This window comes from Candidatus Cryosericum hinesii (genome assembly GCF_003570985.1).
GTDB lineage: Bacteria > Caldisericota > Caldisericia > Cryosericales > Cryosericaceae > Cryosericum > Cryosericum hinesii.
On record NZ_QXIW01000039.1, the window covers coordinates 1 to 26,635 of the forward strand.

The window sequence follows — 26,635 nt, forward strand, 5'->3', positions numbered from 1 at the left end:
GGAGGGGCCAGCTCTGGGTGGAGATGATGCTGCTCGAGGGCATCAACGACTCTCCGGAGACGCTGGAACAGACACGGTGGGTCCTGCAGGACGTCGAGCCGGATCGCGTCTTCGTCGACACGCCCATCCGTCCTCCCGCCGAAGACTTCGCCCATCCCGTGACGCCTGAAGCACTGGTGCTTGCCGAGAAGGCACTGGGAGGAGCACTGCCGTCGGGCTTCGACTTCGGCGCATTCACCATTGCCGCGGGTGCGGATCCGCTGGAGACACTCGCCGGTGTCTGCAAGAGACACCCCATGCGTGAGGACCAGACAATCGAACTGCTGGTCAACTCCGGGATCGATCCGCTGCCGGTCCTCGACGCACTGCGTGCCGACCCGCGCTTCAGGGTCGAGCAGTACGGCGGTCAGACGTTCTTCCTCGTCCGCGAGATGAATGGAGGTTCAGCCTGATGATCCTTGGGGCACACGTGTCCATAGCGGGGGGAGTGGCAAACGCTCCTCAGAACGCTGTTGATTGCACATGTGAAACGCTGCAGATCTTCACCAAGAGTCAGCTCCAGTGGCAGGCGCCGCCCCTGTCGCGGGACGAAATCGCCGGGTTCAAGCGCGGCATGAAGCTGAATCACCTGGCCCCGGGAACAGTGCACGCCGCCTACCTCGTCAATCTTGCCGCCCGCGACCCCGACCTTCTGGNNTACCTCGTCGTCCATCCCGGGGCTCACCGAGGGCAGGGGGTCGAGAAGGGAATCGAGGTGGCGGCCAGGAGCCTGAACTATATCTTCCGGCATACTCATGCGCACCGCACCATGGTGCTTCTCGAGGCAACCACGGGCGCCGGTTCCGTCCTGGGCGGCACCTTCGAGGAACTCGCCGCCATACGCAGTCTGTGCCGCTTCCCCTCGCACGTGGGCTTCTGCATCGACACGTGCCACATCTATGGCGCAGGCTATGACATCCGCACCCCGGCAGGGTACACCGCAACCATTCACGAACTGGACCGCGTCCTCGGCCTGGACAATGTCCGGGCATTTCATCTCAACGATTCCAAGGGTGCACTGGGTTCGAAGATCGACCGGCACGCCGAAATCGGACAGGGCGAAATCGGCCTGGAACCATTTCGTCTCCTGCTTGCCGACACGCGATTCGGCAAGACACCCGGCATTCTGGAGACGCCCGGAGGCGATGGCGCCTACGCTCGCAACCTCGCCGTCCTTCGCTCCCTCATCCCCTCCCCATGAATTGTGAATCCCATTGTACCAGGTACAATGGGATTCACAATTGACCGTACTGCAGGAAATCGGAAGGCTAGACGGCCGTCTCCAGCTTTCCGACCAGAGAGCGCAGCTTGTCTGCGATATCAGTCTGTTCCCAGGGCAGGTCGAGGTCGTCCCGGCCAAATGCACCATAGCACGCGATGGCACTGTAGATGGGCCGCCGCAGGTTGAAGTGCCGGATTATGGCCTCCGGCCTCAGGTCGACGAGCTGCACCAGCGCCTGTTCGATCGTCTCTTCATCGACCGTGGACGTCCCGAAGGTATCGACGTAGACAGACAGCGGATGCGCGACACCAATGGCATAGGCGACCTGAACTTCACACCGTGTAGCAAGCCCTGAAGCGACCACGTTCTTGGCACAATATCTCGCGGCCATGGCGGCCGAGCGGTCGACCTTGGTCGGGTCCTTGCCCGAGAAGGCGCCTCCGCCATGACGGCCCATGCCGCCATAGGTATCGACGATGAGTTTGCGACCAGTGAGGCCCGTGTCCGCGGCGGGCCCCCCGATGACGAATCGGCCGGTCGGGTTGATGTAGTATTTCGTCTCTTCGTCCAACATGACGGCAGGGATGACAGGCCGGATGACGTGCTCGATCATGTCGCGGACGATCTGCTCGTGAGTCACGTCGGGGTCATGCTGTGTGGAAACAACGACCGCGGTGACGCGCAACGGAGTGTCTCCCTCGTATTCGACAGTCACCTGTGTCTTGCCGTCGGGCCGAAGGTAGGTGAGTGTGCCGTCCTTGCGGACCTGAGCGAGACGACGGGCCAGCTTGTTGGCCATGTAGGCGGGGAACGGCATAAGGACAGGGGTCTCGTCGCACGCGAAACCGAACATGAACCCCTGGTCGCCGGCGCCGGTCTGCTCGAGCACGTCGGTGGTCTCGTCGCCGCCTGGGTCACGGCACTCCAGTGCAGTGTCGACGCCCTGCTTGATGTCGCTGGACTGTCGGTCGATAGCCACCATGACGTGGCACGTGTCCGCGTTGAATCCATATTCGTCACGATTGTAGCCGATGCGCCTCGCCGTATCGCGCACGATCTGGTCGACAGGAACGCTGACACCCGGCTGGGCAGCCACTTCGCCCGATACGATCGCGAGCGTTCCCTGCATCATGGTCTCGACGGCCACGTGGGCGTACGGGTCCTGTTCCAGATAGGCGTCGACGATAGCATCCGAGATGGCGTCCGCTACCTTGTCCGGATGCCCCTCGGTCACTGCTTCAGATGTAAAGAGATGCTTTCGTTCCATGCTTGTTCCTCCCACCTCATGATGAAGGACCCCCATGGGGTCCACGGCCGTTAATGTGTCCATTGTTGCAGCCACGGAGCGTCGCTGCCCATGCTGCGGAGGGAGGTGGCTAAAATGAAAACCGCCTCACGTCACAGCGTGAGGCGACCGATGTCCGTCGTTCCTCGGCGCTTTAGCACATTTTTATCGCGGAGCAAGTGGCCGTTAACTGACCGCGTCGCAGATGAGTATACCCATCTGTCCGCCGGCGCCAAGCCCCGTAACTGTGATGGAACACGATCACGGACCCCGTATGACGCGGGCGTTGTGATTGTGGCGGGCAGCGCTACACTGCAGGAAGAATCGCGTCATGGCTGAATTACTGCGTACCTGACGCAGAAAGGAGCCACCATGCACAGAGTGTTACACACCACCTGTATTGTCCTGCTGGCACTTCTCATCGGTATGACCTGCGGCTGCACGGTCCAGGCCCCTGCCCCACAGGGGGGAGACATCAAGGGTCCACTCGTGCCGGCACAGGATCTGGGAACGGTCGAAATCAACAAGTACCAAGGCAAGGACCTGACAGATTTCAAGACCCTGCCGGACAACTCCGTCCGCGGCCCCCAGACCGTAGACATTGCGTCGTATCGACTCGTCATCGACGGCGCCGTGCAAAACCCACAGCATCTCACCTATGCTGAAGTCCTCTCGCACACGCACTACCAGAAACTCATCACGCTGCACTGCGTGGAGGGGTGGAGTGCGACGGGGCTGTTTGAGGGCGTCCTCATGAAGGACCTGCTGGCACAGGCCGGGCCACTCCCGTCAGCGGTCACCGTCATCTTCCACGGTCAGGACGACTACACGACGTCCCTGCCTCTCGCCACGGTACTCGAGCGCAACATGCTGCTGGCGTACCGCGTCAACAATGCAGACCTGGTCGCCCGCAACGGATATCCGTTCCAGCTGGCCGCCGAAGACAAGCTCGGATACAAGTGGTGCAAGTGGGTCGTTCGTATCGAGCTGTCGACCGATCCTGACTTCAAGGGGTTCTGGGAACGCCAGGGATATGGCAATGACGCGGAGGTCTACCCGAGTCCCTGAATTCCCGTCCTCTCCCGAGAACCCATTTGAAATCAAGCGTTCTGGCTTCTGATGCGTGATGTTGCAAAAAGAGGACGTTTAACTATTATGGCGTCAGAGCGCTTGACAGTCCTGCGTGCCTGGAGGGCTTTATGATTGCGCAGCGACTGGAGGGAGGCAGACTTGAAAAGGAGGAGCTAGGATGAATGTATCGCTGGTGGTACATCGTGTCGGGGCAGACACAGCAAAGAATATCGAGCACATGGACCTTGCAGTAACACAATCGGCAAAGGCGGGGGCACACCTTGTCCTGTTCTCGGAAGCTACGACGACAGGGCTGACCCTCAACAATGATCCCAGGCATGACCTGATGCTGGGGGAACCAGTACCTGGGCCGGCGGTGGCTCATTTCGCCAACCTCGCCAAGTCCAGCCGTATCCACATCGCGTTCGGCATCCTTGAGCGGGACGGAGCGGCATTGTACGACACCGCTGTCCTGGTGGGCCCAAGTGGCGACATGCTCCTCAAATACCGTCGCATCGATCCACAATGGCACGACCAGATGGGTGACTCGAAGCTCTATCGTGAGGGAACAGAATGCCCTGCCGTCGACACGCCGATTGGTCGCTTTTCGTTTGCCATCGGCGGCGACCTGTTCAACGCCACAGTCGCAGAACAGATGCGCGAACAGCATCCGAGCTATGTCCTCATGCCCTTCGCACGCTACTTCGACGACGGCTTGTGTGACCAGAAACGGTGGGAGACCGAGGAGCGCCAGATCTACGTCGACCGCGTCCAGAAGTTGGCCGTCACGACGCTCATGGTGAACTCGATAGGAGAGAAGGATTTCGACGGAGGTTCGTTCGGAGGAGCCATGGTCGTCCACGCCAACGGCCGCATTACCCATTCACTCCAACTGGGAATGCCAGGAATAATCGTCGCGGCCATCTAACAGAGCGACGTCACGGTCTTACTGGAAACGGCATTGGATCATGACAGGCCCTCATTGCAACGAGGGCCTGTATTATATGTTCCAGACGGAGACCAGAAAGCAGTTGACGTTAGTGTTCATGCCGCTCCAGCGACTCTCACAGACCGGTCTTGACAAGACTATCCACCGACCTATCCTGACGATAGATGGGTATCGTGTTCCTGTGGCAAGTACGGTGGAGACAGAATGCACCATTGTCCAGGTGGTCAGGGATGTGTTGAGGTTCGGGTTCGTGAGATACACGGCATCAGCGCAACAACACAGAGGTCAGAGGTTATCATCCGCGCGTTGGTAGAATCCGTTGTGACTTGCAGAGAGCGTTTCGTGCAGCGCCTTCGATTGGAGGCAGCATGGACCAGACGATCCTGTTCGTCTTTCCTCGGCATAGCGACTTTGGACGTCTCGCAACTGCTGGTGACGTCCGGACTGCTGCGTCTGACCTTGCCAACATCCAGCGACTTCTCGAGGCAACCCCGGACGACCTGAACACGGAACTCGCTTTTGTCGCTCAACGCATCCTGACTGATGCGGCCTTCGCTGTCCGCTACGAGTCACTTCTCATGATTCTGACCGACGACCGTTCGTTCGACGCGTGGGCTCTGCTCCACCCTGCACTCGAGCCCGCCGAACGTGAGCACCTGCGTCTGCTGTATCATCACAACGTCTTCGACCTCTATGTCCTTCTCCAGGACGTCCTGTGTCCTGACAGCGCCGATCTCATGAACGCTCCGTCCGAGGAGGCCCATTCATGAAAGCCCCAATCCTCGTCTGCGAAACCAGCTTGCTGCTTGAACCATGCGAACTTGGCGGTCGACACGACGTCCGGGTCCTCGTCCAGATCCATTGGGAAAATGTCCGCGAAAGCCTCGCCCTGCGTACTGTTGGCACCCCACCCCGCACCTTCGACCCCATGGTCTGGGAAGGGTTCGTGGCCAAGGCGCTGCGCCTGGCGGAACCGTGGATACGCGACAGTTATGTTCATCAGGTCATGTGGTGGCCCGGCGACAACCGGCTGCCGGAGGGCTGGTTCGCCATGTACTGCTTCCCAGCCGGTCCCAGACGTGTCCTCCTGGGCGTCATGCGATACCTCGGCACAGGAGGGGATGCGCTCCCATGTATTGGTTCCACGTGTTTCTGCGAGAACCCATGGTGGCAGCAGGGAGGAGACTACCTCAACTACCTGTATCACCTCAGGCCAGGTGGCGAACGCCAGGCCGCATGACAAGACCTATGTACAGGACCGCCCTGTTCACGTTCGACCAGCCAATCAGCTGTGATACGGAGCAGGCTGTGGTGCAGGCAGCCCAGACCGCCGAGCGTCCCGAAACAGTGCGAGCCGTCCTCACCGCCAGCGAACGTGATATCCAGAGCGAGCTCGACTTCATCGAGCGTTCCATCTGTGGCAACGCTGCTGCCCAACGAGCCTACGCAGTGTTTGTCGAACAGCTGGAACGTCCCCGAGCCTGCGAGGCGGTGCTTGCGGCATCAGGTGAGACATCTGCTGAGGATCGCGCCCTGCTTCTGGACCACTACCTCGTCATCGCCCACCGCATAGCGCAGGGGTTCGACGAGAGGGTACGGAAGCACAGCAGTTGAACCCTGTCCGCATGGTAGCCGATTACGTCCCGGGGCTTGAGCGCATTTCGTACTGCGCAAGAGCTTCCTTAGTAGCGTTCGCCAATTTTAGGCTGCTGAAAATATTCTCCCGTATCCCAAGGCGAGCGATACGAGGAGGGTGATCCCCGTTTCGAGCGCGTCGTCATTGAAATCGAATTCCGGACTATGGAGACGGGGCCAATCAGTACCAAGCCCAAGCCGCAGAAGACATCCGGGAATACGGTTCAGGTAGTAAGCGAAGTCCTCGGTCGCCATGGAGGGAGGATGATCATCCGTCCAGACACCAGCGCCGAGGGCTCCGGCGACGATGGAACGTGCGGCGGACACAGCACCGCCATCGTTGACCATCGGTATGTATCCTTCCAAAAAGTCCAGGGTGTGAGTGCATCCGCCCGAGGCGCAGGCTCCCCCCACGATCGAATCCATTTTATCGCGGATAAAGGTTTGCAGGTCCTTGTCAAAATAGCGTACCGTCCCCTCGAATACAACTTCTTCCGGTATAACATTTCTCGTGTAGCCGCCGCGTATTGTACATATCGAAACGACAGCGGGCTTCAGCGGATCGACCGAGCGAGACACAATGGTTTGTATGGAGCTTATGGCCTGAGCGGCAGCCACTATGGGATCGGCTGTCTTGTGTGGCTGGCCGCCGTGACCACCCTTGCCCCGGACCGTCACTATGAAGCTGTCCGCTGCCGCCATTGTCGGTCCGGGAGCCCCGCTCACCATTCCGAGACCGAGACCGCTCCATCCATGGAGCGCGAAGGCGACGTCGGGTCGAGGAGCGAGATCGAGAAGGCCCTTGGCAACGAGGGCCTTTCCTCCGCCGATTTCCTCCTCAGCCGGCTGAAACACGAAACGTACATTCCCCGCGAGTTCCTCCGTCGATTCTTCGAGCACCTTAGCGGCAGCCAAAAGCATCGAGGTATGGCCGTCGTGGCCGCAGGAGTGGGCCTTGCCGGGGATGGTCGAACGCCAGTCCTTGCCGGAGGCTTCTTCCAGCGGCAGCGCATCGATATCTGCGCGAAGCAGCACGGTTGGCCCCGGCATCCCTCCCCTGAGGAGACCGACAGTGTCGGTCCCGATCATTGGCTCCAAAAGCTCGGTTTTGCCGCCCGAGAGAAAGCCCCGAATAAGGGCCATAGTCTTCTGTTCCTCGAATTTGGTCTCCGGAAGAGAGTGAATCTGGTGTCGGATATGCATCGCTTCCGGAAGAATATCCTTGATCCTACGACGCACCTTTTCGGAAAGACTGAAGTCCATCATCTCTGTTCTCCTCTATCTGCTTTTTCCGCTGCGGCACGTGGACCGGGCAGGAAGCGCGCTGCAAAAAGCCTAGGCCTGTGTGACTATTTTTGGAAGGACGTAACTGTCATTAAGCTGGCCCGCTGATCCGCACCCGGACGGAAAAGCCTCGAGCACGACCGATGCAAGATCGCCTGTGATGGGAGCCCCGAGAAGAAGCTGCCCATGCAGCGCTGCATTGCTGGTGACTATCCTCAGCTTACAGCGCTCGCCGATCCGGCGAATTGCGTATGCGGCCACCGCAGCGAGAGGGTCGGACAATTTGTTGCTGTCGAGCAGACCAAGGATGTCAGAGGGTTTTCGGTCCAAGAGCGCGATGAAGTCGGGATGGTCGCCAAGCCCCTCATCGAGAGGTGTCACTAGCACGAGGGTTCCTCCGTTCCTGACGAGCATCTCGCCGATGTAAAATCCTTTGCCGCTCTGCCAGAGATCGGTCGTCGCGGGGAAGGACGAGACCATGACGAGGTCAAACCTTTCCGGGAAACAGGCCGTCATGGCGTTTTCCGCCAGCGAGATACTCCTGCTCAGCGTCTCCCTAGGTTCTCCCGCTGCCACCCCAACTATTCCTCCCACAGTCGGCACGAAATTGACGCAGAATTTTAGGCCGGCCAGGTCCCCCACCTTGTTGATGAAACTGCGGAACCAGTTCTCGCACTGTCCGGGGACAATTCTCTCCTCGACGATCGATTTGTAGTGACAGCGATATATGGTCTCGTATCCCGTGAGGCCCGGACAGATGATCTTGGCACCGCCGGACCAGCCGGAAAATTTGTGCGCGACGACGCTCCCGATCCCGATCACCGTACCAGCATCTCTTAGCCTTTTATTCAGCCAGACTGGAATTTCGTCGATCTTTCCCGCCAGAAACAACCCTTCCGGGTCACTGCAGTCGTGCAGGACTATTTTGAGGCGCTTCCCGATTTCCCCCGTCTTGCTTCTGACCTCTTCCGCGCTCATAGGACGGTGGGTACCTGCCGAGACAAGGATCGTCATCTGGTCATCGCTCACCCCGATAGAACGGAGACGCTCATAGAGCACTTCGAGCGCCAAAGAAGTCGGCGTTCCGCGCGTATGGTCGTCTATCACAAGCATCACAGGCCTACTCACGTCGACGGCCTCAGCAAGGCTTCTTCCGCATGAGTCATCGAGGGCCCCTTCGATCGCTTTCCGTAAAGTCTCGCCGTATTTTGGCAGGACTGCGGGTCTGCTTTGGGCGACATACAATCTTTTCATCGCGGAGCGGTCAATGGAGATGAAATCGGATGCAGTCATCCTAACCTTCAAGGTGTCGTAATCAGATTCTGGAATAGTTTCTGCAATACTCATTTGTCCTCCTTGATTGAACCAACGTCCAACCGTATCGTCAAAATAGTTGGTCGATATGAACAATCGCTCGCTTCAACCGCCCATAAAGCGCGCGTCATTCGAATCCGCCCGCCTATGATCACAGCCTCGGACCGATCCTCGTAATACCGAAATCGCGGTATCCCAGGGCCTCCGATCGCGTCTGCTTTCCGTTCGCCACGTCGATGAGGGTATCGAGCATCACGGCCGCTTCGCTTTCGAGCGAAACTCCGTCTTCGAGGACCGCCGACACGTCGATATCGATGTCGTCCCGCATCCTGACCGCTGTCACGCGATTGCCCGTCACCTTGATGATAGGCGTTACGGGATTTCCGAGAGGAGTCCCCAACCCGGTAGTGAAGAGCACGAGCGTGCTTCCACATGCCATTAGCCCCGTCGTACATTCAGGATCATAGCCGGGAGAATCCATGAACCAGAGCCCCGGTCTATCTCCTATCAGCTCGGCATACTCGACGACTCCCACTATAGGGCAGAAATAGCCTCCCTTGGAAATTGCACCCAGGGATTTTTCCTCGATGGTAGTGAGTCCGCCTCGAACATTGCCGGGTGAAATGTTGTTTGGAACCGCTACGCCTTCTATGTCGTCCCTATCTTCGCTCCTGCTGTACTCGACCATTCGCTTGATGCGGTCAACCAGTTTTGTGGCTGTTTCAGGGCTTGCACAGCGCTTGGTCAGGATTTCTTCCGTTCCGATTACCTCGGTTGTCTCGGAGAGCACCGCTCTCCCGCCGTTTGCGCATATCGTATCGGCCACATACCCCACGACAGGGTTGGAGGAGAGACTTGAGGAAAAATCGCTTGCACCGCATTCGACACCGAGCACGATGCTCGAAAGCGGCACTTCCTCCGGATGTATTTTCGCGAGTTGTTCCGACATGTCAGTGACAATCTTTCTGCCCGCCTCTATTGTGGCGTTCGTGCCTCCCAGCTCCTGCGTCACAATGAATTCTACCTTCTTGCCGGAAGCAGCGATCTCTTCCGCCAGCTCGCGCGGGTCCACCCGTTCGCAGCCCAAGCCTACCAGAAGAACGGCCCCTACATTGGGGTTCAATCCCGTATTTAGCAAGGTTCGAAGCGATTGTCTGTAATCGGCGCCTATTTGAGCGCATCCGACCTCGTGGTGTACCGCCACTGCACCCGGAATATCCTTAGCGATAAGTGCGGCTATATGATTCACGCACGCGACAGCTGGCATGACCAGAGTCCAGTTCCGGAAACCCACCTTGCCATCAGGTCGTCTGTATCCGTATAGAGTCTTCATCATTCACTCCTCGGTCCGTTTGCTTCCTACGTTGTGGACATGAACATAAGAGCCCTTTAGAATATCCGTGAGGGCATAACCGATCGGGAAGCCATATTTCACGACGTCCATCCCCACTGGAATGTCGACTAAGGCGATCTTGTGCCCCCGCGGGATCTCTTCAAGCGTGGATATCTCCACGATCGAGGGCAATCCCCTGATCGTCACCGTCTCTCCGGCCGCCACGTCGTCCAACACAGTGGCGACGTTGTCCAGTTTATTCATGATAAGTCCCCGCTTCATTGCTTTACTCCCCCTTGTTGGCCGAGATCCATTCCTCATTAATGGGCAACGATGCCCTTAATGCTGAGATACGCGCTGTTTTCGAGACTGTTCCCTCTGAGGGGCTCAGTCTGCATGGCTTTCTTCCTTCCTGACATTTGCCTTGCGGAAATATTCCGATAATCTCTCGGCCATTTCCTCCAAGAGCAGTTCGTCCTTTATACTCGGGTCTGGGAATACCTCAACACTACAATAACCCTGATACCCCAAGCTGGCGAAAAGTGCAATATAATCTTCAAATCGTATATCGCCTCGCCCAAGCGGCATATGCCGTGAATCTGCGAGATGCACGAAGCCAAGTGACCGGACTTCTCGCCGTATGCTTTCGGTCTGACCAAGATCTACATGATCGGTATCCAGGAGCCATCCAAACCGGTCCAACCTCCATGCCTGTATGACACTTGCCGTCTCGGCCACTGTATTCAGCGTATCGCAGACATCGCGCCGCAATGGCTCCAAGAGGATGTCCACTCCCTCGTCCTCAGCCACTTTGTTCAAATGCCTCAAGGAATCGGCCATCCGTCCCATGGACACTCCGGGATCCGAATCCCAGACCTTCCCGCGAAATCGCCCAATCCCGACCGTACACTGCCACCGGCCAGCCATCCTTATAACGTCCTCAGCAGAACGCATAGCTGCGCTCCTCAGCGAGACGTCGGGATGATTCAGTGCCAACCCGTACGAGCCGAAGAGCTCGCCCGTACAGATCTGACTAGTGGACAGTCCATGATCCTTGACCTGCCTCTCGAAAGTCTCTGCATCAAAACTCGCGGGGTTGCCTATCATCAGTTCGACACCGTCGAATCCGAGATCTTTCACTGCAGAAAGAGCCTCTGGAAGCGGCATCATCAAACCGGTGATGGTATGATCCCGGGGAAGACTAGGATCCACCCACATATACGAGGTTTTCATTGTCGGCTCACCGCTAACTTGCAGAGGCAGAGCGATACATACTTTGCACGCTCGGAATCAGCGCGCGACGTGAGCACGACGGGATTCCTTGTGCCCCAGAGGACACCAGCTACTTGCGCTCCGGCAAGATGCACCATCGATTTGATGAACATCGCCGCGCTCTCGAGGTCAGGAGCAATCAAGACATCGGCGGGCGGCTCGAAGGCAAAATGGAGCCCTTTCTTCTCACAGGCCTCCTTTGAGAAGGCTGAGTCCAGCGCCATCGGGCCGTCGATTACCGCTGATGCGATCTGCCCACGTTCTGCCATCTTGCACAAGATAGCTGCATCATTGCCAGATGGAATTCCAGGCAGGATAAGTTCGTTAGCGCTCAAGACAGCCACGTTGACGACATTCTTCCCCAGCAACTGCGCGCAGCGTATGGCGTTTCTGGTTATCTCGACTTTCTGCGCCAAGTTGGGAAACGGGGTCACGGTTCCGTCTGACACAACAACAGGCTTCTCAAAGCCAGGTATTGCGAGAACCGAGCAATGCGTGATATAGCCCGTCTTGAAAGGAGATTTCACGATAGCCTTCAGGAAGGTGTGGGTGTTCAGGAGACCTTTCATGATTGTGTCTGCCCCACCCTGGAGACAGAGCTCGACAGCTCCTTCGACAGCTTCCTCGGGGCTTCCCACCACGCGGGTTTCGATTCCGGCCACGTTCTGTGTACCGAAAGCGATCGGCTCAGCGACACCCCTTTCCTTTGCCAGACTTGCCATACGGGCTGTTTCGGCATCAGGGCAGACCAAGGCGACCCTGAAATCTCCCTTAAGTGTCTCCGCTCTGTGAACACAATCGGCAAAAGCGTCTGAATCTCTCTTCATTGCCTGTGAACTCCTTTTCCGGTCTCCGAGCAGCCGTCAGGGCCTTTGCGTCAAATCGAAGGCCGTGAGCAACACCAATCAATAGTCACGAACTTGTTCCTGCCCAAGCAGCGCCGCCCTTACTCCGTCGGCGAGGGCATCCATTTCGAATTCTCCAGGGTACCAGAGTATCTTCCCCACAAAGGAGAGTCTCTCTTCAAGAGCTTTCTGTATGCTCGTGCTGCAGGTCACCCCACCAGTGAAGACCACGGCATCTACCTTTCCCGAGAAGATCGGCAGGAAGCTCGCGACACCCTTGGCTATCTGGTACACATACGCATCGAGGACGGCCCGCCCGCCCGTTTCTTTGCTCGCCAGATCTTCGATCGCCTGCATATTGCGAACGCCAAAATACGAGTACAGTCCCCCCTCGTGGGCCAGCGTTCTGATTCCCTGGGCAAACGAGAGTCCTCTGTCCTTCAAGTATTCCAGTAGTTTCAAACTGGGAAGCCCCCCTGCTCTCTCCACGGCAAAAGGTCCCTCCTGATCACTATTGTAGAGATCTACCATGCGCCCGCCCAAATGAGCACTGATCGATCCGCCCCCACCAAGATGCGCCACAATGAGTCTTGTGTTCCTGTACTCGAATCCCAGTTCTCTTGCAGCCCGTCTCGCCACCGCCCTCATGGACAAGGCGTGTGACAGCGAGGCGTGTTCGATGCCTTTCAACCCGGTGATCCTGGCAACGTCGTCGAGTTCGTCGACGCTGATGGGGTCAACAGAATACGCGGGTACTCCATACGTCCGCTCAATCTCCGCCGCAAGAACAACAGCAGTATTGGCCGGATGCTGACCCTGCAGTCCCTCACGGGCATCCCGGACCATCTGTTCGTTCACTCGGTAGACCCCCGAAGAAACAGGTTTGAGCCTTCCTCCGCGCGCCGCAACGGCGGCAAGTTCACGCGGATCTACCTTCTGGTTCCTGAGGTAGGCAAGGACCCCATCCCTTCGCAGGTCATACTGATCCGGGAACAGGGGCTTGTCCAGCGTCGCACTGTCGTGTTCAAGTCTGGAGGTATCTCTGCATGACCCATCTTCGTATAGCGCGACCCGGGTCGACGTCGACCCGGGATTCACTACCAGGATAAGCACCTAGGTCAGGCCTTACCCATAACACTTGCAGTAATGCTCTCGAGGACAGAATCTTCCAGCACGGCCTTGCGGATTCGTCCCTCGGCGTGGACCCTATCGAGAATGTCTTCGAGCTGCTCCTCGGTCGCTTCGATCCCTCTCAGTCTGACGTAGTACCTTATGCTGGCTTTTCCACTGAACGCTCCAATCTTGACGAATGGTCCGGGTCTTCCAACCAATTGTGGCATATAGGGAGTCATGGCAGCCTGAATTCCTGCGCTGTTCAGCCTGTCCAATGCATCGACAACGGAGCCCGACTCAACCCAGAAAAGCCTTCCACCGACAACAGGACTGTTGTCGGCCGGAGCTATGTGTGAGATATCCTGCACCAAGCGCGACACTTCCCCAATCTTGGAGATATCCACGCCTGTGTCTATGTTGAGAAGGATCTTCAGTGCTGCAGCAACCTGTTCTGTGGCAACGTTGCCCGTCCGCTCGCCTAATCCGTTGATCGAAGAGTGGATGGTGCGCGCGCCGCCGACTATGGCTGCAATGACCGACCCCATGGCCATTCCGAATTCATTATGCACGTGGAATTCGAGCCCAGTTTCCTCAGGAACGACCTTGCGCAGTTCCTCGAAAGCGAACTGGATCGCGTATGGAGTCCCGACGCCGAAGCTGTCCACAAATGCCATCGTCTCAGGATGAGCGTTGTGCGCGATCCGCTTGAACGCTTCCAGCGTATAGTCAATCGGGGCACGAGTGGCATCCCATCCCATGAAACTGACCTTGGTACCGTTCTTTTTGACATATTCTATGCAGTCCGTGACAGTGTCTACGACTTGTTCCATGGTTCTGTGATAGACGTACTCGTTGAGATAAGGATTGATTGCGTGTTCCACAATGATTCGATCGACGCCCACTTCCAGCGCAGCATCCAGATCCTTGGGCATAGCCCTGCAGAATGCCACCAACTCGCTGTTCAGCTTCATCTTCTTGAGCCGTCTCACGGCATTGCCTTCCTCTTCGGATATGATCGGCATGCCAACCTCGATCCGATCGACACCGAGTTCGTTCAAAGCTTCCCCAATCCTTACCCTGTCATCCTCTCGCCACACCAAACCGCAAGTCTGTTCTCCGTCCCTTAGGGTGACGTCGTGGATAGCGACCTTCTTGGGCAGCCGCTTAGCCATGGCTCCATCCAGGAAATTCAAGGGGGAAACCCAACGATTCTCGTCAAAATAGGGAGAACCCTTCATTGGCATCCCTGCAAGTTCTTTCAATGTGTTAGCCATCAAGTAGGACCTCCATGTCCATGTCCGCTCTGGAACTGCAAATTGCCAAGGCATTCTACGAAACACCTCGGCTCTGATACGATCGTGAGTCGATGCAGCGCCCTTCAGGCGTCAGCCCTTGGCAAAGTACATGTCCTGAATCATCTGGTTATCGTGAATCTCCGCCACGGGACCTTCCATCGCAATCGATCCCTGAGAAAGCACATAGATGCGGTCACTCAGGGGCAATGAGAGTTTCGCGTTCTGTTCCACGAGGAGCAGGGTGAGTCTAGTCTCCTTCACGATTTCCTTGAGAGTCCGGAATATCCTCTGCACAATGATAGGGGCCAAACCCATGGAAGGTTCATCGATCAGAATCAGCTCGGATCCTGACGCTATGGCTCGACCGATCGCGAGCATCTGTTGTTCGCCGCCACTCAGGGATCCCGCCTGCTGGTTCTTTCTACCCGCAAGTTCCGAGAACAACTGGTATACGGAGTCAATACGCCCTTTCCTGAGACCGCGCGATACCCTTGTTGTAGCGACTTCCAAGTTCTCGTTCACTGACATCGCTGGAAAGACCTGTCTCCCTTCGGGAACGTGGGCAATGCCCTCGCACGCTATCTTGTACGGCTGATACCCAACAATTTCCTTTCCGGAAAAAAGTATGCTCGAGCCCACTTCCAGCTTCACAAGCCCGGAGATAGCGCGCAACAGCGTAGTCTTGCCGGCTCCGTTCGGGCCAAGGACAGATACGACCTCTCCTTTGTCGACAGTCATCGAGATCGACCGAAGGGCGGTTATCCCATTGTACATGACAGTGAGATTCTTAATTCGAAGCAGTTCTTCCGTCTTCTCACTCATTTTCGTCTCCAAGATAGGCACTGATAACCGCCTTGTTTCTTTCGATTTCCTCAAATGACCCCTGCGCGATGACTTCGCCGAAATTCAATACGTATACTCGATCGACAGCTTTGCGGATGAACTCCATGGTATGTTCAACGAGGAGCATGGTTATCTTCCGCTCCTTCAAGATCTCCATGATCCGCAGAATCTCCACGAATTCCTCTTTGGTCATTCCGGCCGCAGGCTCGTCCAGCAGAAGAAGTAGAGGTTCAAGTGCAAGTGCTCGGGCTATTTCCAGCGCTCGCCTCTTTCCATACGGCAAGTTCGAAGGCAGCTTCCACGCGTCCCCGTCAAGTCCGACTATGCCAAGGAACTCCATCGCCTTATCGAACTGAGCCTTCTCTTCGTGTCGCACTCTTGCCGTTCCCAGCGCGATGTCCAGAGCAGAAGCCCTCATGAACTTGCACCGCGATACAAGCACGTTTTCGACGACGTTCAGATGGCCGAAAAGCTGGATTCGCTGGAAGGTTCTCGCAATTCCCATCGATGCAATTTCGCATGCAGGCTTTCTTGAGATTTCTTCCCCCTCAAAGAGGATGCTTCCAGAAGTCGGAGGAAACATACCCGAAATCTGGTTGATAAACGTGGACTTTCCGGAACCGTTGGGACCGATAAGCCCCGTGGTTTTGCCTTGTTCAATCGCCAAATTGATGCCGCGGTTAGCGACGATTCCCCCGAATCTTTTGGTCAGCGCCTTCGTCTCCAAAATGTTTGCCATACTCATTCTCCTTCTTTGCTCCTGGAGTTGCGTAACGTCACGGCGCCCTGCTTTTCTCTCCATAGCCGGGAGAGTCCTTTGAAGAGACTCGCGCCCAGTCCACTCGGTAGGAAGACGATTACCAGCATGACTATTACAGAATTCACCAAGAGATAGTAATTCTCGAATCCACTAATATTGAGCCTCAGAAGTTCAGGCAACCACGTGAGTACAAGCCCTCCGACAATTCCTCCGCTTAGCTGCCGTAGCCCTCCGACGACAGCCATCGCAACAAAGTTGGCCGAGTCGAAGAAGGTAAAGGGATCCGGCGTCAGAAAGCCAACCATGTGCGCGGTCAAGGCTCCGGAAAGCCCTGCCAGTCCTGCAGACAGAGCAAATGCAAAGACTTTAGTCTTCTTGGAGTTTATTGCGCAGGCTTCGGCCGCCACGTCATCGTCATTGACTGCGAACATCTGCCTGCCGATATATGAATACTTGAGTCGGTACATCAGAACCCCGACCAGAGCGATGAGAACTAGAAACAGATAGTAATACAGGGTATTCGTGAACGGAGTACCACCCAATTTCATGGGCGGGATATTGAACAATCCCTGTGAGCCTCCCGTGACGGCCGTGAGGTTTACGATCAACAAGTATATGATCTGTCCAAAGGCGATCGTTACGAGCGAGAGGAAAAATGCCTTCAGTTTAAACGAGGGGATTGCCACCAGCAGTCCCACAATGGCGCTGAGGGCAATCGCCGCGACTATTCCAATCGGTATTGGCATACCGAGCCGCGTCGTCACAAGGGCAGATGTGTAGGCTCCGATGGCGACGAACCCAACCTGCCCGAGAGATATCTGCCCCGCAAAACCCGTAAGGAAAACCAATCCTGATACTACTATTATGTTGAGAAGTGCTTTGTTCATTACAAACAAGACATATTCATTTCTGCTCAGCAAGGGCAGAAGAAGTACGAGCGCGAAGAATGCGCCATAAACAATTCGTTTCAGATTCCGCCGCATTTTCAATCTCCCTTGGTCGTCCAGTTGAATATCCCCCGTGGCTTCCAGACAAGGACGACGACGAGGACTACGAAGGAAATGACATCCTTATAGGCCGACGAAATGAAGAGAGTGGAGAAATTCTCGATCAAGCCGATACTCAATCCTCCGAGGATGGTTCCAAGCGGGTCAATCAGGCCTCCCATGACTGCCGCAGCGAAGCCTTTAACACCAATGGGCCCTCCGCCCAGATCGAGCGACACAAAATAAATGGGGGCAAGCAGGATGCCGGCAATTCCTACGATACTAGTCGACAGCATGAAGGCTAAGGACGTCGTCATGCCAACGTTGATTCCTACGAGCGAGGCCATCTCCTTGTTTTGAGCAGTCGCGCGAAACATCTTGCCAATCATCGTCCTCTGTAGAAGCACATAGAGGACAAGCACCAACACCAGCACTACAAAGAAGATCCAGAAGTAGACAGAAGGAATGCTGATCGATCCTATCTGTACAAAGCTTGTAGCCTCCCCGAACACCGGAGGAAAGGGTTTGGCAATGCCGCCGTAGAGTACCTTGACGACCGAAAGCCAAAAAGTGCACAGCATCAGAGTGGCTACAACGAATTCCAGCTTGTCTCCACCATGACGATTGATGGGCTCCAACACGAGATGCCGAAGCGCCAATCCGTACGCGGCGATAATAGCGATCGAAACGACGAAAGCGACAAGGAAGCCGAGGTGAAGTTGAGTGTAGAACGTATAAAAGAGATACGCCGCGAGCATCGCCGAACTTATATTGGCGAAATTAATCCGCTCGATACTCTGCCATAAAAACACAACACCAAGGCCTATGAGGCCATAGGTTGCTCCCACCGTCACACCACCGATAATATTCTGAAGTAGATCGCTCAGAACCATTCATACCTCCTGTCATAGCCAAGGAATGGGGGAAATCAGAAAGGAGAGTCCGATTTCCCCCGAAGGAATGCTGACGAACAGTATTATTCTATGGAATCTTGGAGATTACCTTCCAAGTCTTACCATTGAATTGCGAAATATAGCATATATTGGTGAAGTTATGCAGAGCATCGCACTTCATCAGGCCCTGAACGCCAGTGTACTCAACAGTCTTGAGAGCCTCGTCGATCTTCACAGGATCGGTGCTTCCCGCCGTCTCAATGGCCTTTTTTAGCAGGTACACGCCATCATAGTAGCACTGAGCGGGATCGCTCGGCTCCATACCCCATTTCGCCTTGTATGCGTCCACGAATTTCTTGACTGTCGGATCAGTGTCGGCTGGATTGAATCCTTGAACCGAAATAACGCCGATCGCCGCATCACCAGCCAAGTCAGTGAATGCTGGAACACCCCATGCAGAGAATCCCACGATAGGTACTGCCAGTTTCAGTTGCCGAACCTTCAGCATCACAACTGCAGCTTCAGGCTCATGGGTCAGTCCGACGAGAACGTCAATTCCCGCATTCTTGAGCTTGGTGACCTGGGCCGTGACATCCTTATCGCCTTCCTTCATGCTCTCAATGTCGACGATCTTGATGCCATATTTTTCGAAAGCTTGCTTGGCTACGGCGAGTGCTGACGTGCAATAATCGTCTGAACCAAGGATAATTCCAGGCTTCTTCGCCTTGAGTATTTCGACAATATATTTCACTTGCTGAGCAACCTTCACGCCATCGTCTGCCCTAAGGCGGAAAAGGTAGTCATTGTGTGTTGTGTCATAGCGCAGAGAAGGAGAAGTAGCCCCGACGAGCATTGGCACCTTAGCTTGCTGCGCAAGAGCATGCACACCGAGCACTGCTGCGCTCATGTTTGGACCAAATATGGCGACGGCCTTGTCGCTATCAAGAGCTCGACGTACAACTGTGGCCGCGGTGCTCGCATTAGCTTGGTCATCGTATGTGATGAGATCAAGTTTCGCTCCGTTGACTCCCCCAGCGGCGTTGATTTCATCAACTGCAAGTTGAGCTCCGCCTTTGCAGTACGTACCAAGAATCGAGCCGGATCCAGTGAATGGAGCACTTAGAACGATCTTAATGGGCGTTGACCAACTGGGTTTTGCTGCAGCTACAGTAACTGTGACCATCCTTGTAGTAGCGTTCCAGTCGACCTTTGCTCCAATTGACTCACTGATGAATCTTATAGGAACCACTGTTCTGCCAGTGGGAAGAATCTTGGGCGCAACATCAAGAGTAGTCTTTACGCCATTGACAATAGCAGTAACTGAACCAATGGTGAGAACGATATTCTTGTTCCCAAGAACGTAACTCACCGACTTTTTTGCAGGATTCCAGCCTATCTGGGCTCCAATTGCCTCCCCGATAAATCTGAATGGTACAAGTGTTCTGCCACTTTCTATAAGAGGTGGCTGATCAAGAACAACCGCTTTGGAGTTTATAGTCGCTTTTGTACTTCCAATCGTTATCTGAACGATGGCACCCTCAGCGGCTCTTACAGGGGTAAATCCTAGAACTCCAGCGAACAATGCTACGACCATTAGCATGACTAGTGCCTTTTTCATCTTGTTACCTCCTGTAGATCTCTTACCAGAACGTCCCAGTTTTCGTTTTCTGTTTCAACGGAATTATAGAAGTTGTGGGCAACAGTCTGAACTTCACCCCCTTTTCGCCTCTAATTGACTTCAATTTTTTTATGTTAGCACTTAGCATATCAATGTCAACACATGTGAAGATGCTACGATTGCGACATTCCAGAAGAGAGCTTCTTCAACGAATACGTAACGAGCGCGTGGCGTCCAAGAACTATGATAGTGTCCATATAGTTGGTGTAAATTCAAGACAATAAAAGAGCCAAGGGCTCGCTTTCGGTATAATGGGTTTGGGCAAACCAACAACTGAAAGGGATGAACCAATAGCTCAAATACATTCTACACTGGAAGATGATGTTTTGAAAGAGTTGATGCTTGGCAAGCGCGAGGAAGCCGTGACGAAAGTGTTGGAACAGGTATTCAACTCGGTGTTGCAAGCTCAGGCAACAGAGCAACTGAATGCCGAGCCCTACGAACGCAGCGACGAGCGAACGATGTACTGGAATGGTTCCCGGACCCGGACGCTGGCAGGCCACTGGCGATGTCCTGGGCTACAGGGAGGTGGACAGTAAGTGGTCCCAGTGGACTCCCGCATGGCCGCAAGAAAGGTCACAGACTCCAGAAGCCATGGATACCGATAGATTCTTGCCTTCTTTTTAGGACTTCCTTCTGTTTGAGCAATTCTTGATTTCTCAGAGCATTTGAGTCACATTCCTTAAGGCATTTCAGTTAACATTTATTACTTGAGATCAAAGATCTTTCCCGGATTAAGTATATCGTTTGGATCAAAGACCTTCTTTATCCCTCTCATAAGCGATATCGGATATTCGCCCAAGCTTTGTCGTAGAACACTCTTCTTTTCCAAACCTATGCCGTGCTCACCAGAGACAGTGCCCCCCAGTTGAGACCCGAGGAGACAAAGTTCTCCATAAGCTTCTTCTGCGAATTCGATCCATTCTTTGTCTGTTCGGTTTCCCGTATCTATGAGCGATGAATGGATGTTTCCGTCGCCAATATGCCCATGGAACTCTAGCTGAACTTTTGCGTACTTCTTTATGATCTCTCTTGTTCTTGCCATGAACTCTGCAGTCTCTGAACGAGGAACAACGACATCGCCTGTCAATACGTGAGGCCACTTTTCAAGCAGTGCAGTAGGCATACTTATCCTTATGTTCCACACTTTCTCAGACTCAGTTCTGGTTGACGCTACAAAGACGTCGAGCGCACCCATCTCAAGGCATGCGGTTCCTGCCTTTTCGGCAAGTTCATCCAGCTCATCCTGATCCACACCTTCTAGCGTAAACAACAGATAGGCTTCAGCTTTATCTTGGGCTGGAAGCGGTGGCAAGTTGAGGTACTCGGTCGTAGCCCTGACTGAGAATATGTCCATGAACTCCATTGTTACAGGATATACCTTGGTAGTTCGTATGATGCTGCTGGATGCTTTGGCAGCGTCATCGAAATTCGCGAATGGCACAAGAAGATCGACCGTCTTGTTCGAGGGGGGGATGAGATTGACGATAACATTTGTAATAATGCCAAGCGTACCCTCAGAGCCTATCATAAGTTGAAGCAAGCTGTACCCACTTGTTTCTTTGCGCCTTTTTCCGCCTAGAACAAGCTTCTCACCAGTGGGCGAGATGCATCCCAGGCCAAGCACATGGCTCCTCGTGCTTCCGTATTTTATTACTTTGGCTCCCCCTGCATTTGTTGCCACATTGCTTCCAATGTAGCTTTCCTCAACACTCATTGGATACCCTGCGTAGAAGAGACCCTTGTCTGCAACAGCTTTGCAGAGATCATTCGTAACAACACCAGGCTCACAAACTGCCACCATGTTGTCCTCATCTATTTCAAGGATCCTGTTCATCTTCTCCACAGAAAGAACAATGCCACCATAAAGTGGAACAGCAGCACCTGCAAGCCCAGAACCTGCGCCTCTTGGCGTAACCGGTATATGCTCTCTATTTGCAAGTTCCATCAACCGTGCAATTTGCTCTTCGTTCTCAGCCTTGACCACAACATCAGGCATATGCGCGTACTGTTTTCCTGCCTCATCGCTGGCATATGGCTCCATCTTCTCAACCTCGGTCAGAACGTTTCGGTCACCAAAGATCTTTCTCAACTCCTCTGAGATTCCGGGAGTCACCTTTTTGTATTCCATGTCAACTTTCTCCTTTGACATTGATTGTCTTGCGTTCCCTAAGTCTCTCAATAAGAACCGGCAAGATTTCAAGAGCGTCTCCTACTATGCCAAAATCGCACACTTTGAATATTGCAGCATCCGGGTCATTGTTTATGGCTACGACAACGTCAGCGGAACTCATTCCTGCAATGTGTTGGACTGCACCGGAAATCCCAGCTGAAATATACAGACGCGGACTCACCGTTTTTCCAGAGAGACCCACCTGATGTGAGTAAGGAATCCAACCCATATCAACCGCTTGTCTAGAAGCTCCTACAGAACCGTTCAACAGGTCTGCAAGTTCATGGACCAGAGTGAAGTTCTTGACATCCTTGAGGCCCTTGCCCCCCGAAACGATGATCTCTGCCTCTTGAATAGGAAGCGCTGTGGTTTCATCCTTAATGAACTCTATGAATTTCACTTTAGAAACATACAGCTCATCAGGGTATTCTTTTACGATGATCTTGCCTTTTCTCGATTCGTCTTTGGCAAGGGGTTTTTTGGATCTTGGACGTACCGTAGACATCTGAGGTCTATGGTCTGGCGTCTTGATGGTGGCCATAACATTGCCACCGATAGCTGGGCGCGTCTGAATGAGAAGGCCGGTCTCCTGATCTATGTCTAACTCAGTACAGTCTGCGGTAAGCCCGGTCTCTACTTTTGCAGCCAATACAGGCATGACAGTTCTGCCATACGTCGTTGCTGATGCGATGAAGATCTCTGGCATAAACTCCCGCACCAACTTCTCCAGGATGGCTGCATGTACGTCAGGAGCGAAATGTTCTAAGCCAGGATGATCAACAACGTAGACAATATCTGCACCATGATGAACGAGGCTCTCAGCTTTTTCTTTAATATTGTGGCCAAGGATAACACTGGCAAGCGTTGTCCCCCTCTTGTCTGCCAATTCTCGTCCCCAGGCCAGTAGTTCGTAAGAGACGGAGCTGATCTCACCATCTCTCTGCTCTCCCAGAGTCCAGACTCCCTGGAACTTTCCTTCGCTAGTTTTCATAGTATCCTCCTACACCAGAGCCTTGTCCTTCAGGAACTGAAGGAGTTTCTCCACTGTTTTCTCAGGATCTTTTCCATCAACGATCGTACCATTTCGAGACAAGGATGGGTAGAACACCTTTACAACCCGCGTTGGGGAACCAGTGAGGCCTGCCTTTGAAGAATCCAATCCTACATCTTGAGCGGTCATGACGGTGACTTCTGTCTTTCTGGCACGTATCTTTCCCATGAGGTTCGGCATTCGTGGCTCGTTTATTTCCTTGACCACACTGACCATGGCAGGAAGAGAAGACTCGACAACCTCGTGTCCTTCTTCAACTGCTCTTTCAACCACGATCCTGCCGTCCCCAATTTCCCTGATCTTGCTCACATAAGTAAGTGCAGGCATATCAAGTTGCGCCGCTACGCTTGGCCCCACTTGTCCTGTTTCACCATCTGTCGCTCTTTCGCCCGAAAAGATCAGATCAAACTGTCCGAGCTTCTCCAATCCTGATGAAAGAGTCCGGGCCGTAGCCCAAGTATCTGCCCCACTGAAGACTTTATCAGAGAGAAGAACTCCCTTGTCACATCCCATTGCAATTGCCTCTCTAATAGCATAAGTAGCATTTGGGGGTCCCATTGAGATTACAGTAATCTCTGTTCCTGCTATTTTTTCCTTTACCCTCACAGCTTCTTCCACTGCATACAGATCCAATGGATTCAACTCGGCTTCCATGGCACTTCTTACCATTGTTCCTGTTTTTTCGTCCATCTTTACCTTGTCTGTTGACGGAACTTGCTTGACAAGCACCACAATTCTCATATTCCTACCACCTCTTCTGGTTTTCTTTAATGGTCGCATAACGGCAAAAAAGGAATTTCGCAAATCTTCGCGTCACCTAATCAACAATTTTCTTCCTTTCTAATTGCTGTTCTTGCCATTTCAAGAAACGATTAGTAGTATCTATCCTAAATGTTATAACCTTATCCACAGAATATAGCTACTCAAGTTGCGACTTCAAGTGCAACTTTCTCATTAACTGAGAACTCGAAATATGTGCCTGTTTCATTGAGCATGTCGCAAGATACATCATAAATCTGTGAGGATGGCCTGCCAAGGTATGTTGTTGCAACCGATATGCGGTTTTTGAAAGCCCCTCGCAGCTGCTTCATTACCGAGACAATGAGGTTGTTCCCCAAGGTGCACGCAAAACTTCTTTCATAAATACCTCCCTTTGACACATTTAATTATTTTCAATTTACAATTTCACTATTTTGCTCTTTCGCCTGAGCCATCACCTCGAATAATAGTGAACATGGATATATTCCGGCACGCCATAGCCTATCCTCGATTGAGAAGAACTCTCGCTTATGACCTGCTAGAATTCCAAAAACCAACACAGATGCTGATCGCCAATTATCAGATCTCCTTCCCAATGCCCTGGAACATCCCTGCTGTCGACTTCGCTGGGCCGTTCATCAATCAGGGTCATATAGGGCAGCTTCCCGTGTCTGCGTATCGATTTTCAGCGATGACTTCTGGTACGCTCCCTTTTCTAACCCTTTTGCCAATTCTCAGGACAGACTCGACTGATTTCGCTCAAGCGCTTTCGCTATGTCGGCTTGGTTCTTTCCCTTCTGTACCAACACAAGAATCATTTCTAGTTCTTCCGACCCAATTCTTTCGTAACTTTCCATCTCTTCATCCTCACGCTTAACGCGCTAGGATTTACTGGACGCGACGCCCCTTTTCCGCTATCATGGCGAAGACATGAAACAATCTATCGGTCTTGCAGAAATGAGTCCCGTATTTACGCTTGTCCTCATCGTAGCCGTCGGTATCCTGCTTCGTCGGCTCCATGTCCTCTCATTGCAAGATGCCACCAGTATTCGCAAGTTCGTGTTCAATGTCTCCCTCCCGGCCCTCACTTTCATCAGCCTGTACAGCAACCCCATCCCGGTGAAGGCGTTGTGGATCATCCCGGGGGTCATCATCATCCAGGTGGTCGGGTACCTGACTTTCAGACTGGTCCCCATGCGCTATCGCGAGATGATCTTCTCGGGATTCCTCGGGAACACCGAGTTCATGGGATACCCCGTGGTGCAGGCGATCCTCGGCCAGGGAGCACTGCCGCTTGCAGTCATCTATGTGCAGACGCATTCGTTCATGGTCTTCAGCACCTGGATTCACAAGAATCTCCGCAGCTTCATCAACCCGCCGCTGGTCGCCATGCTCCTCGCACTCATCCTCAAGCGTGTTGCTCTTCCGCAGTTCTTCACCGATGCATGCCAGCTCGTCGGCAACTCGACGTCGCCGCTTGCCATGCTCTTCGTGGGGCTGAACGTGGACCTGGACTTCAACTGGAGCTCGCTCATCCCGGCGGCAATCAAACTCGCGCTCGTACCGGCGATGGCGCTGGCCCTGACACTCATCCTGCCCGTTGCCGGCGACATCCGCAGCGCCTTCATCCTCCAGAGTGCCATGCCCACCATGGCAGCCAGCGTCGTGTACGGCGCTGAGATTGGCCTGGACGTTAAGAAACTGTCCCGGAACGTCGTCGTCTCGACGCTCCTGTTCCCTCTGACCATCCTCTTCTGGGCGCGTTTCCTCTAGAAAAGACGCCCTCGGACGGGCGAGCGGCCTGGGGTGAGACGCGCAAGCGGGAATCCACGCGTTATATGTCGTTCCTGCCACGCATGTTGAAGCCTTTTTGACATACGGGTATACTTTGTATGGGACAGCGCAGTTTGCCGTCACTCTACAATGACAGGAGAAACACATGGGAGTCACCATTCGTACAGCACGGCTCGCCGACCGATCTCGCATCCTGGCGATCAGTTCGCAGATATGGGGGGGAGACGACTACGTGCCACAGATCATCGACGAATGGCTCCGCATGCGGGGTTCCGAGGTGGCGGTCGCCGACCTGAACGGATCCGTCATCGCGTTTGCGCGCACGGTCAATCTGACCCCCGGTTACGTGTGGCTTGAGGGGATCCGCACGGACACCGCTTCGCAAGGACACGGTGCCGGCAAGGCGCTGACTGAATACTTTATCGAGAAGGCGACCCGCGAGGGCGCACAGCGCATCGGACTCTCGACGTACATCGACAACCTGGCGAGCATCCACATCGTCCAGCAGCACGGTTTTGTGCGCCAGGCAGCGTTCATCCTTGCCGAGGCGAAGCTGGACGGTCCCGCACGGTCCACCGCAGAGCTGTCGCCACTGGTTTCGGAAGTGCCCTTCGACGAAGCACGCGCGTGGATAATGGGGTCCGCTTCCATTGCAATGAGCTGTGGATTCATCGGTCAGGGCTGGAAGTTCTGGCCTGCATCACGCCCCGAAGTCGTCGCCTGGCCTGTCTTCGACAAGGCCATCGGCCTTCGCGGCAGCAAGGGGTCCCTGCGCAGCCTGCTGGTCATCTGTCACCCCGATCACGGTGCAGGCGAGGTCTCCATCGATTTCGCAGACGGAAGTCCCAAACACCTGGACGTCCTCATCCGTCATGCCCTTGCCCTCTATCCGGGGGCGAAGTGCGTCCAGACGATGATTCCAGCTGGTCAGGCCGTCCACACGGACTTTCTTGAGACGGTGACCGCGCTCGAATTCGACGTCTGGCGTCATGGCGAGCCGGACGTGTTTGTCTACGAGCGCCCGGTCGAATAGCCTCAGTA

26 protein-coding genes and 1 pseudogene are annotated in these 26,635 nt (G+C 54.4%); 10 read left to right on the top strand and 17 right to left on the bottom strand.

What is annotated here, in order from left to right; translation table 11 throughout:
• Together SMC3_RS09480 and SMC3_RS09110 are read left to right on the top strand one after the other, a co-directional pair.
• Positions 1 to 452, top strand: a pseudogene (locus tag SMC3_RS09480) (hypothetical protein); the annotation flags it as partial.
• A complete protein-coding gene (locus SMC3_RS09110; protein ID WP_119090086.1) occupies positions 452 to 1,240 on the top strand; it encodes a deoxyribonuclease IV in 789 nt (262 codons plus the stop codon). The pseudogene SMC3_RS09480 and the gene SMC3_RS09110, both read left to right, overlap by 1 nt.
• A 67-nt stretch (positions 1,241 to 1,307) precedes the next feature.
• Here SMC3_RS09110 and metK read toward each other — a convergent pair whose 3' ends face one another.
• Entirely contained in the window at positions 1,308 to 2,528 is a 1,221-nt protein-coding gene (gene metK, locus SMC3_RS09115; RefSeq protein WP_119088291.1) for a methionine adenosyltransferase, read from the bottom strand.
• 390 nt (positions 2,529 to 2,918) lie between these two features.
• Here metK and SMC3_RS09120 point away from each other — a divergent pair, with 390 nt between their 5' ends.
• The 5 genes from SMC3_RS09120 (at position 2,919) to SMC3_RS09145 (ending at position 6,180) form a co-directional block, all read left to right on the top strand.
• Complete coding sequence (locus tag SMC3_RS09120; protein ID WP_119088292.1) at positions 2,919 to 3,614, top strand: molybdopterin-dependent oxidoreductase; 696 nt, start codon at positions 2,919 to 2,921, stop codon at positions 3,612 to 3,614.
• 181 nt (positions 3,615 to 3,795) lie between these two features.
• Positions 3,796 to 4,545 (top strand): carbon-nitrogen hydrolase family protein, encoded by a 750-nt coding sequence (locus SMC3_RS09125; RefSeq protein ID WP_119088293.1) that lies wholly within the window; start codon positions 3,796 to 3,798, stop codon positions 4,543 to 4,545.
• Positions 4,546 to 4,934: 389 nt separating this feature from the next.
• A complete protein-coding gene (locus SMC3_RS09135) occupies positions 4,935 to 5,336 on the top strand; it encodes a hypothetical protein (RefSeq protein WP_119088295.1) in 402 nt (133 codons plus the stop codon).
• On the top strand, positions 5,333 to 5,806 hold the full coding sequence (locus SMC3_RS09140; protein WP_119088296.1) for a hypothetical protein: 474 nt from the start codon (positions 5,333 to 5,335) through the stop codon (positions 5,804 to 5,806). The genes SMC3_RS09135 and SMC3_RS09140 overlap by 4 nt, the downstream gene beginning before the upstream one ends.
• Positions 5,803 to 6,180: a hypothetical protein gene (locus tag SMC3_RS09145; protein ID WP_126850821.1), complete on the top strand. Its 378-nt coding sequence runs from the start codon at positions 5,803 to 5,805 to the stop codon at positions 6,178 to 6,180. The genes SMC3_RS09140 and SMC3_RS09145 overlap by 4 nt, the downstream gene beginning before the upstream one ends.
• 87 nt (positions 6,181 to 6,267) lie before the next feature.
• On the opposite strand, the gene SMC3_RS09150 is transcribed toward SMC3_RS09145, so the two are convergent.
• From SMC3_RS09150 to SMC3_RS09210, 13 genes are all read right to left on the bottom strand, one after another.
• Entirely contained in the window at positions 6,268 to 7,467 is a 1,200-nt protein-coding gene (locus tag SMC3_RS09150) for a M20 metallopeptidase family protein (RefSeq protein ID WP_119088298.1), read from the bottom strand.
• A 69-nt stretch (positions 7,468 to 7,536) separates the two neighbouring features.
• On the bottom strand, positions 7,537 to 8,832 hold the full coding sequence (locus tag SMC3_RS09155; RefSeq protein WP_119088299.1) for a lactate racemase domain-containing protein: 1,296 nt from the start codon (positions 8,830 to 8,832) through the stop codon (positions 7,537 to 7,539).
• A 118-nt stretch (positions 8,833 to 8,950) separates the two neighbouring features.
• Entirely contained in the window at positions 8,951 to 10,135 is a 1,185-nt protein-coding gene (locus SMC3_RS09160; RefSeq protein WP_119088300.1) for a UxaA family hydrolase, read from the bottom strand.
• Positions 10,136 to 10,396 carry a UxaA family hydrolase gene (locus tag SMC3_RS09165; RefSeq protein ID WP_207799214.1) on the bottom strand — a complete coding sequence of 87 codons (261 nt, stop codon included), beginning with the start codon at positions 10,394 to 10,396 and terminating at the stop codon, positions 10,136 to 10,138.
• A 123-nt stretch (positions 10,397 to 10,519) separates the two neighbouring features.
• On the bottom strand, positions 10,520 to 11,302 hold the full coding sequence (locus SMC3_RS09170; RefSeq protein WP_165846716.1) for a sugar phosphate isomerase/epimerase family protein: 783 nt from the start codon (positions 11,300 to 11,302) through the stop codon (positions 10,520 to 10,522).
• Between the two features lie 59 nt (positions 11,303 to 11,361).
• Complete coding sequence (locus SMC3_RS09175) at positions 11,362 to 12,231, bottom strand: phosphate acyltransferase (RefSeq protein WP_119088303.1); 870 nt, start codon at positions 12,229 to 12,231, stop codon at positions 11,362 to 11,364.
• A gap of 78 nt (positions 12,232 to 12,309) precedes the next feature.
• Positions 12,310 to 13,362, bottom strand: coding sequence for a butyrate kinase (gene buk, locus SMC3_RS09180; protein WP_119088304.1), 1,053 nt, complete (start codon positions 13,360 to 13,362; stop codon positions 12,310 to 12,312).
• Positions 13,363 to 13,367: 5 nt separating this feature from the next.
• Positions 13,368 to 14,534 carry a LeuA family protein gene (locus tag SMC3_RS09185; RefSeq protein WP_207799213.1) on the bottom strand — a complete coding sequence of 389 codons (1,167 nt, stop codon included), beginning with the start codon at positions 14,532 to 14,534 and terminating at the stop codon, positions 13,368 to 13,370.
• A gap of 213 nt (positions 14,535 to 14,747) precedes the next feature.
• Positions 14,748 to 15,479 (bottom strand): ABC transporter ATP-binding protein, encoded by a 732-nt coding sequence (locus tag SMC3_RS09190; RefSeq protein WP_119090087.1) that lies wholly within the window; start codon positions 15,477 to 15,479, stop codon positions 14,748 to 14,750.
• On the bottom strand, positions 15,472 to 16,302 hold the full coding sequence (locus SMC3_RS09195; RefSeq protein ID WP_207799746.1) for an ABC transporter ATP-binding protein: 831 nt from the start codon (positions 16,300 to 16,302) through the stop codon (positions 15,472 to 15,474). Before SMC3_RS09195 ends, SMC3_RS09190 begins: the two co-directional genes overlap by 8 nt.
• Positions 16,242 to 17,243 (bottom strand): branched-chain amino acid ABC transporter permease, encoded by a 1,002-nt coding sequence (locus SMC3_RS09200; RefSeq protein WP_119088308.1) that lies wholly within the window; start codon positions 17,241 to 17,243, stop codon positions 16,242 to 16,244. Before SMC3_RS09200 ends, SMC3_RS09195 begins: the two co-directional genes overlap by 61 nt.
• A gap of 2 nt (positions 17,244 to 17,245) precedes the next feature.
• Positions 17,246 to 18,139 carry a branched-chain amino acid ABC transporter permease gene (locus tag SMC3_RS09205; protein ID WP_119090088.1) on the bottom strand — a complete coding sequence of 298 codons (894 nt, stop codon included), beginning with the start codon at positions 18,137 to 18,139 and terminating at the stop codon, positions 17,246 to 17,248.
• An 88-nt stretch (positions 18,140 to 18,227) separates the two neighbouring features.
• Entirely contained in the window at positions 18,228 to 19,757 is a 1,530-nt protein-coding gene (locus tag SMC3_RS09210; protein ID WP_119124218.1) for an ABC transporter substrate-binding protein, read from the bottom strand.
• A gap of 398 nt (positions 19,758 to 20,155) precedes the next feature.
• On the opposite strand from SMC3_RS09210, the gene SMC3_RS09655 reads away from it, so the two are divergent.
• A complete protein-coding gene (locus SMC3_RS09655) occupies positions 20,156 to 20,356 on the top strand; it encodes a transposase (RefSeq protein ID WP_279386333.1) in 201 nt (66 codons plus the stop codon).
• A gap of 167 nt (positions 20,357 to 20,523) precedes the next feature.
• Here the strand turns inward: SMC3_RS09655 and SMC3_RS09220 are convergent, their stop codons facing one another.
• From SMC3_RS09220 to SMC3_RS09230, 3 genes are read right to left on the bottom strand one after another with little or no spacing between them, the layout of a single operon-like run.
• The gene (locus SMC3_RS09220) at positions 20,524 to 21,948 is read right to left on the bottom strand and encodes an FAD-binding oxidoreductase (RefSeq protein ID WP_119088310.1); all 1,425 of its coding nucleotides are present in this window, start codon (positions 21,946 to 21,948) and stop codon (positions 20,524 to 20,526) included.
• 1 nt (position 21,949) lies between these two features.
• Positions 21,950 to 22,981, bottom strand: a complete 1,032-nt coding sequence (locus SMC3_RS09225) for an electron transfer flavoprotein subunit alpha/FixB family protein (protein ID WP_119088311.1) — start codon at positions 22,979 to 22,981, stop codon at positions 21,950 to 21,952.
• A 9-nt stretch (positions 22,982 to 22,990) separates the two neighbouring features.
• Entirely contained in the window at positions 22,991 to 23,782 is a 792-nt protein-coding gene (locus SMC3_RS09230; protein ID WP_119088312.1) for an electron transfer flavoprotein subunit beta/FixA family protein, read from the bottom strand.
• A gap of 948 nt (positions 23,783 to 24,730) precedes the next feature.
• Here SMC3_RS09230 and SMC3_RS09235 point away from each other — a divergent pair.
• Together SMC3_RS09235 and SMC3_RS09240 are read left to right on the top strand one after the other, a co-directional pair.
• Complete coding sequence (locus SMC3_RS09235; RefSeq protein WP_119090089.1) at positions 24,731 to 25,573, top strand: AEC family transporter; 843 nt, start codon at positions 24,731 to 24,733, stop codon at positions 25,571 to 25,573.
• A 166-nt stretch (positions 25,574 to 25,739) separates the two neighbouring features.
• The gene (locus SMC3_RS09240; protein ID WP_119088314.1) at positions 25,740 to 26,627 is read left to right on the top strand and encodes a GNAT family N-acetyltransferase; all 888 of its coding nucleotides are present in this window, start codon (positions 25,740 to 25,742) and stop codon (positions 26,625 to 26,627) included.
• The last annotated feature ends 8 nt before the right edge of the window (positions 26,628 to 26,635 follow it).

What these genes read in the sequence shown, in the direction of transcription:
- metK (WP_119088291.1), bottom strand. Translation starts at nt 2,528, where the DNA reads ATGGAACGAAAGCATCTCTTTACATCTGAAGCAGTGACCGAGGGGCAT.
- SMC3_RS09120 (WP_119088292.1), top strand. Translation starts at nt 2,919, where the DNA reads ATGCACAGAGTGTTACACACCACCTGTATTGTCCTGCTGGCACTTCTC.
- SMC3_RS09125 (WP_119088293.1), top strand. Translation starts at nt 3,796, where the DNA reads ATGAATGTATCGCTGGTGGTACATCGTGTCGGGGCAGACACAGCAAAG.
- SMC3_RS09135 (WP_119088295.1), top strand. Translation starts at nt 4,935, where the DNA reads ATGGACCAGACGATCCTGTTCGTCTTTCCTCGGCATAGCGACTTTGGA.
- SMC3_RS09140 (WP_119088296.1), top strand. Translation starts at nt 5,333, where the DNA reads ATGAAAGCCCCAATCCTCGTCTGCGAAACCAGCTTGCTGCTTGAACCA.
- SMC3_RS09145 (WP_126850821.1), top strand. Translation starts at nt 5,803, where the DNA reads ATGACAAGACCTATGTACAGGACCGCCCTGTTCACGTTCGACCAGCCA.
- SMC3_RS09150 (WP_119088298.1), bottom strand. Translation starts at nt 7,467, where the DNA reads ATGATGGACTTCAGTCTTTCCGAAAAGGTGCGTCGTAGGATCAAGGAT.
- SMC3_RS09155 (WP_119088299.1), bottom strand. Translation starts at nt 8,832, where the DNA reads ATGAGTATTGCAGAAACTATTCCAGAATCTGATTACGACACCTTGAAG.
- SMC3_RS09160 (WP_119088300.1), bottom strand. Translation starts at nt 10,135, where the DNA reads ATGATGAAGACTCTATACGGATACAGACGACCTGATGGCAAGGTGGGT.
- SMC3_RS09165 (WP_207799214.1), bottom strand. Translation starts at nt 10,396, where the DNA reads ATGAATAAACTGGACAACGTCGCCACTGTGTTGGACGACGTGGCGGCC.
- SMC3_RS09170 (WP_165846716.1), bottom strand. Translation starts at nt 11,302, where the DNA reads ATGATGCCGCTTCCAGAGGCTCTTTCTGCAGTGAAAGATCTCGGATTC.
- SMC3_RS09175 (WP_119088303.1), bottom strand. Translation starts at nt 12,231, where the DNA reads ATGAAGAGAGATTCAGACGCTTTTGCCGATTGTGTTCACAGAGCGGAG.
- SMC3_RS09185 (WP_207799213.1), bottom strand. Translation starts at nt 14,534, where the DNA reads ATGGCTAAGCGGCTGCCCAAGAAGGTCGCTATCCACGACGTCACCCTA.
- SMC3_RS09190 (WP_119090087.1), bottom strand. Translation starts at nt 15,479, where the DNA reads ATGAGTGAGAAGACGGAAGAACTGCTTCGAATTAAGAATCTCACTGTC.
- SMC3_RS09195 (WP_207799746.1), bottom strand. Translation starts at nt 16,302, where the DNA reads ATGGAGAGAAAAGCAGGGCGCCGTGACGTTACGCAACTCCAGGAGCAA.
- SMC3_RS09200 (WP_119088308.1), bottom strand. Translation starts at nt 17,243, where the DNA reads ATGCGGCGGAATCTGAAACGAATTGTTTATGGCGCATTCTTCGCGCTC.
- SMC3_RS09205 (WP_119090088.1), bottom strand. Translation starts at nt 18,139, where the DNA reads ATGGTTCTGAGCGATCTACTTCAGAATATTATCGGTGGTGTGACGGTG.
- SMC3_RS09210 (WP_119124218.1), bottom strand. Translation starts at nt 19,757, where the DNA reads ATGAAAAAGGCACTAGTCATGCTAATGGTCGTAGCATTGTTCGCTGGA.
- SMC3_RS09655 (WP_279386333.1), top strand. Translation starts at nt 20,156, where the DNA reads ATGCTTGGCAAGCGCGAGGAAGCCGTGACGAAAGTGTTGGAACAGGTA.
- SMC3_RS09220 (WP_119088310.1), bottom strand. Translation starts at nt 21,948, where the DNA reads ATGGAATACAAAAAGGTGACTCCCGGAATCTCAGAGGAGTTGAGAAAG.
- SMC3_RS09225 (WP_119088311.1), bottom strand. Translation starts at nt 22,981, where the DNA reads ATGAAAACTAGCGAAGGAAAGTTCCAGGGAGTCTGGACTCTGGGAGAG.
- SMC3_RS09230 (WP_119088312.1), bottom strand. Translation starts at nt 23,782, where the DNA reads ATGAGAATTGTGGTGCTTGTCAAGCAAGTTCCGTCAACAGACAAGGTA.
- SMC3_RS09235 (WP_119090089.1), top strand. Translation starts at nt 24,731, where the DNA reads ATGAAACAATCTATCGGTCTTGCAGAAATGAGTCCCGTATTTACGCTT.
- SMC3_RS09240 (WP_119088314.1), top strand. Translation starts at nt 25,740, where the DNA reads ATGGGAGTCACCATTCGTACAGCACGGCTCGCCGACCGATCTCGCATC.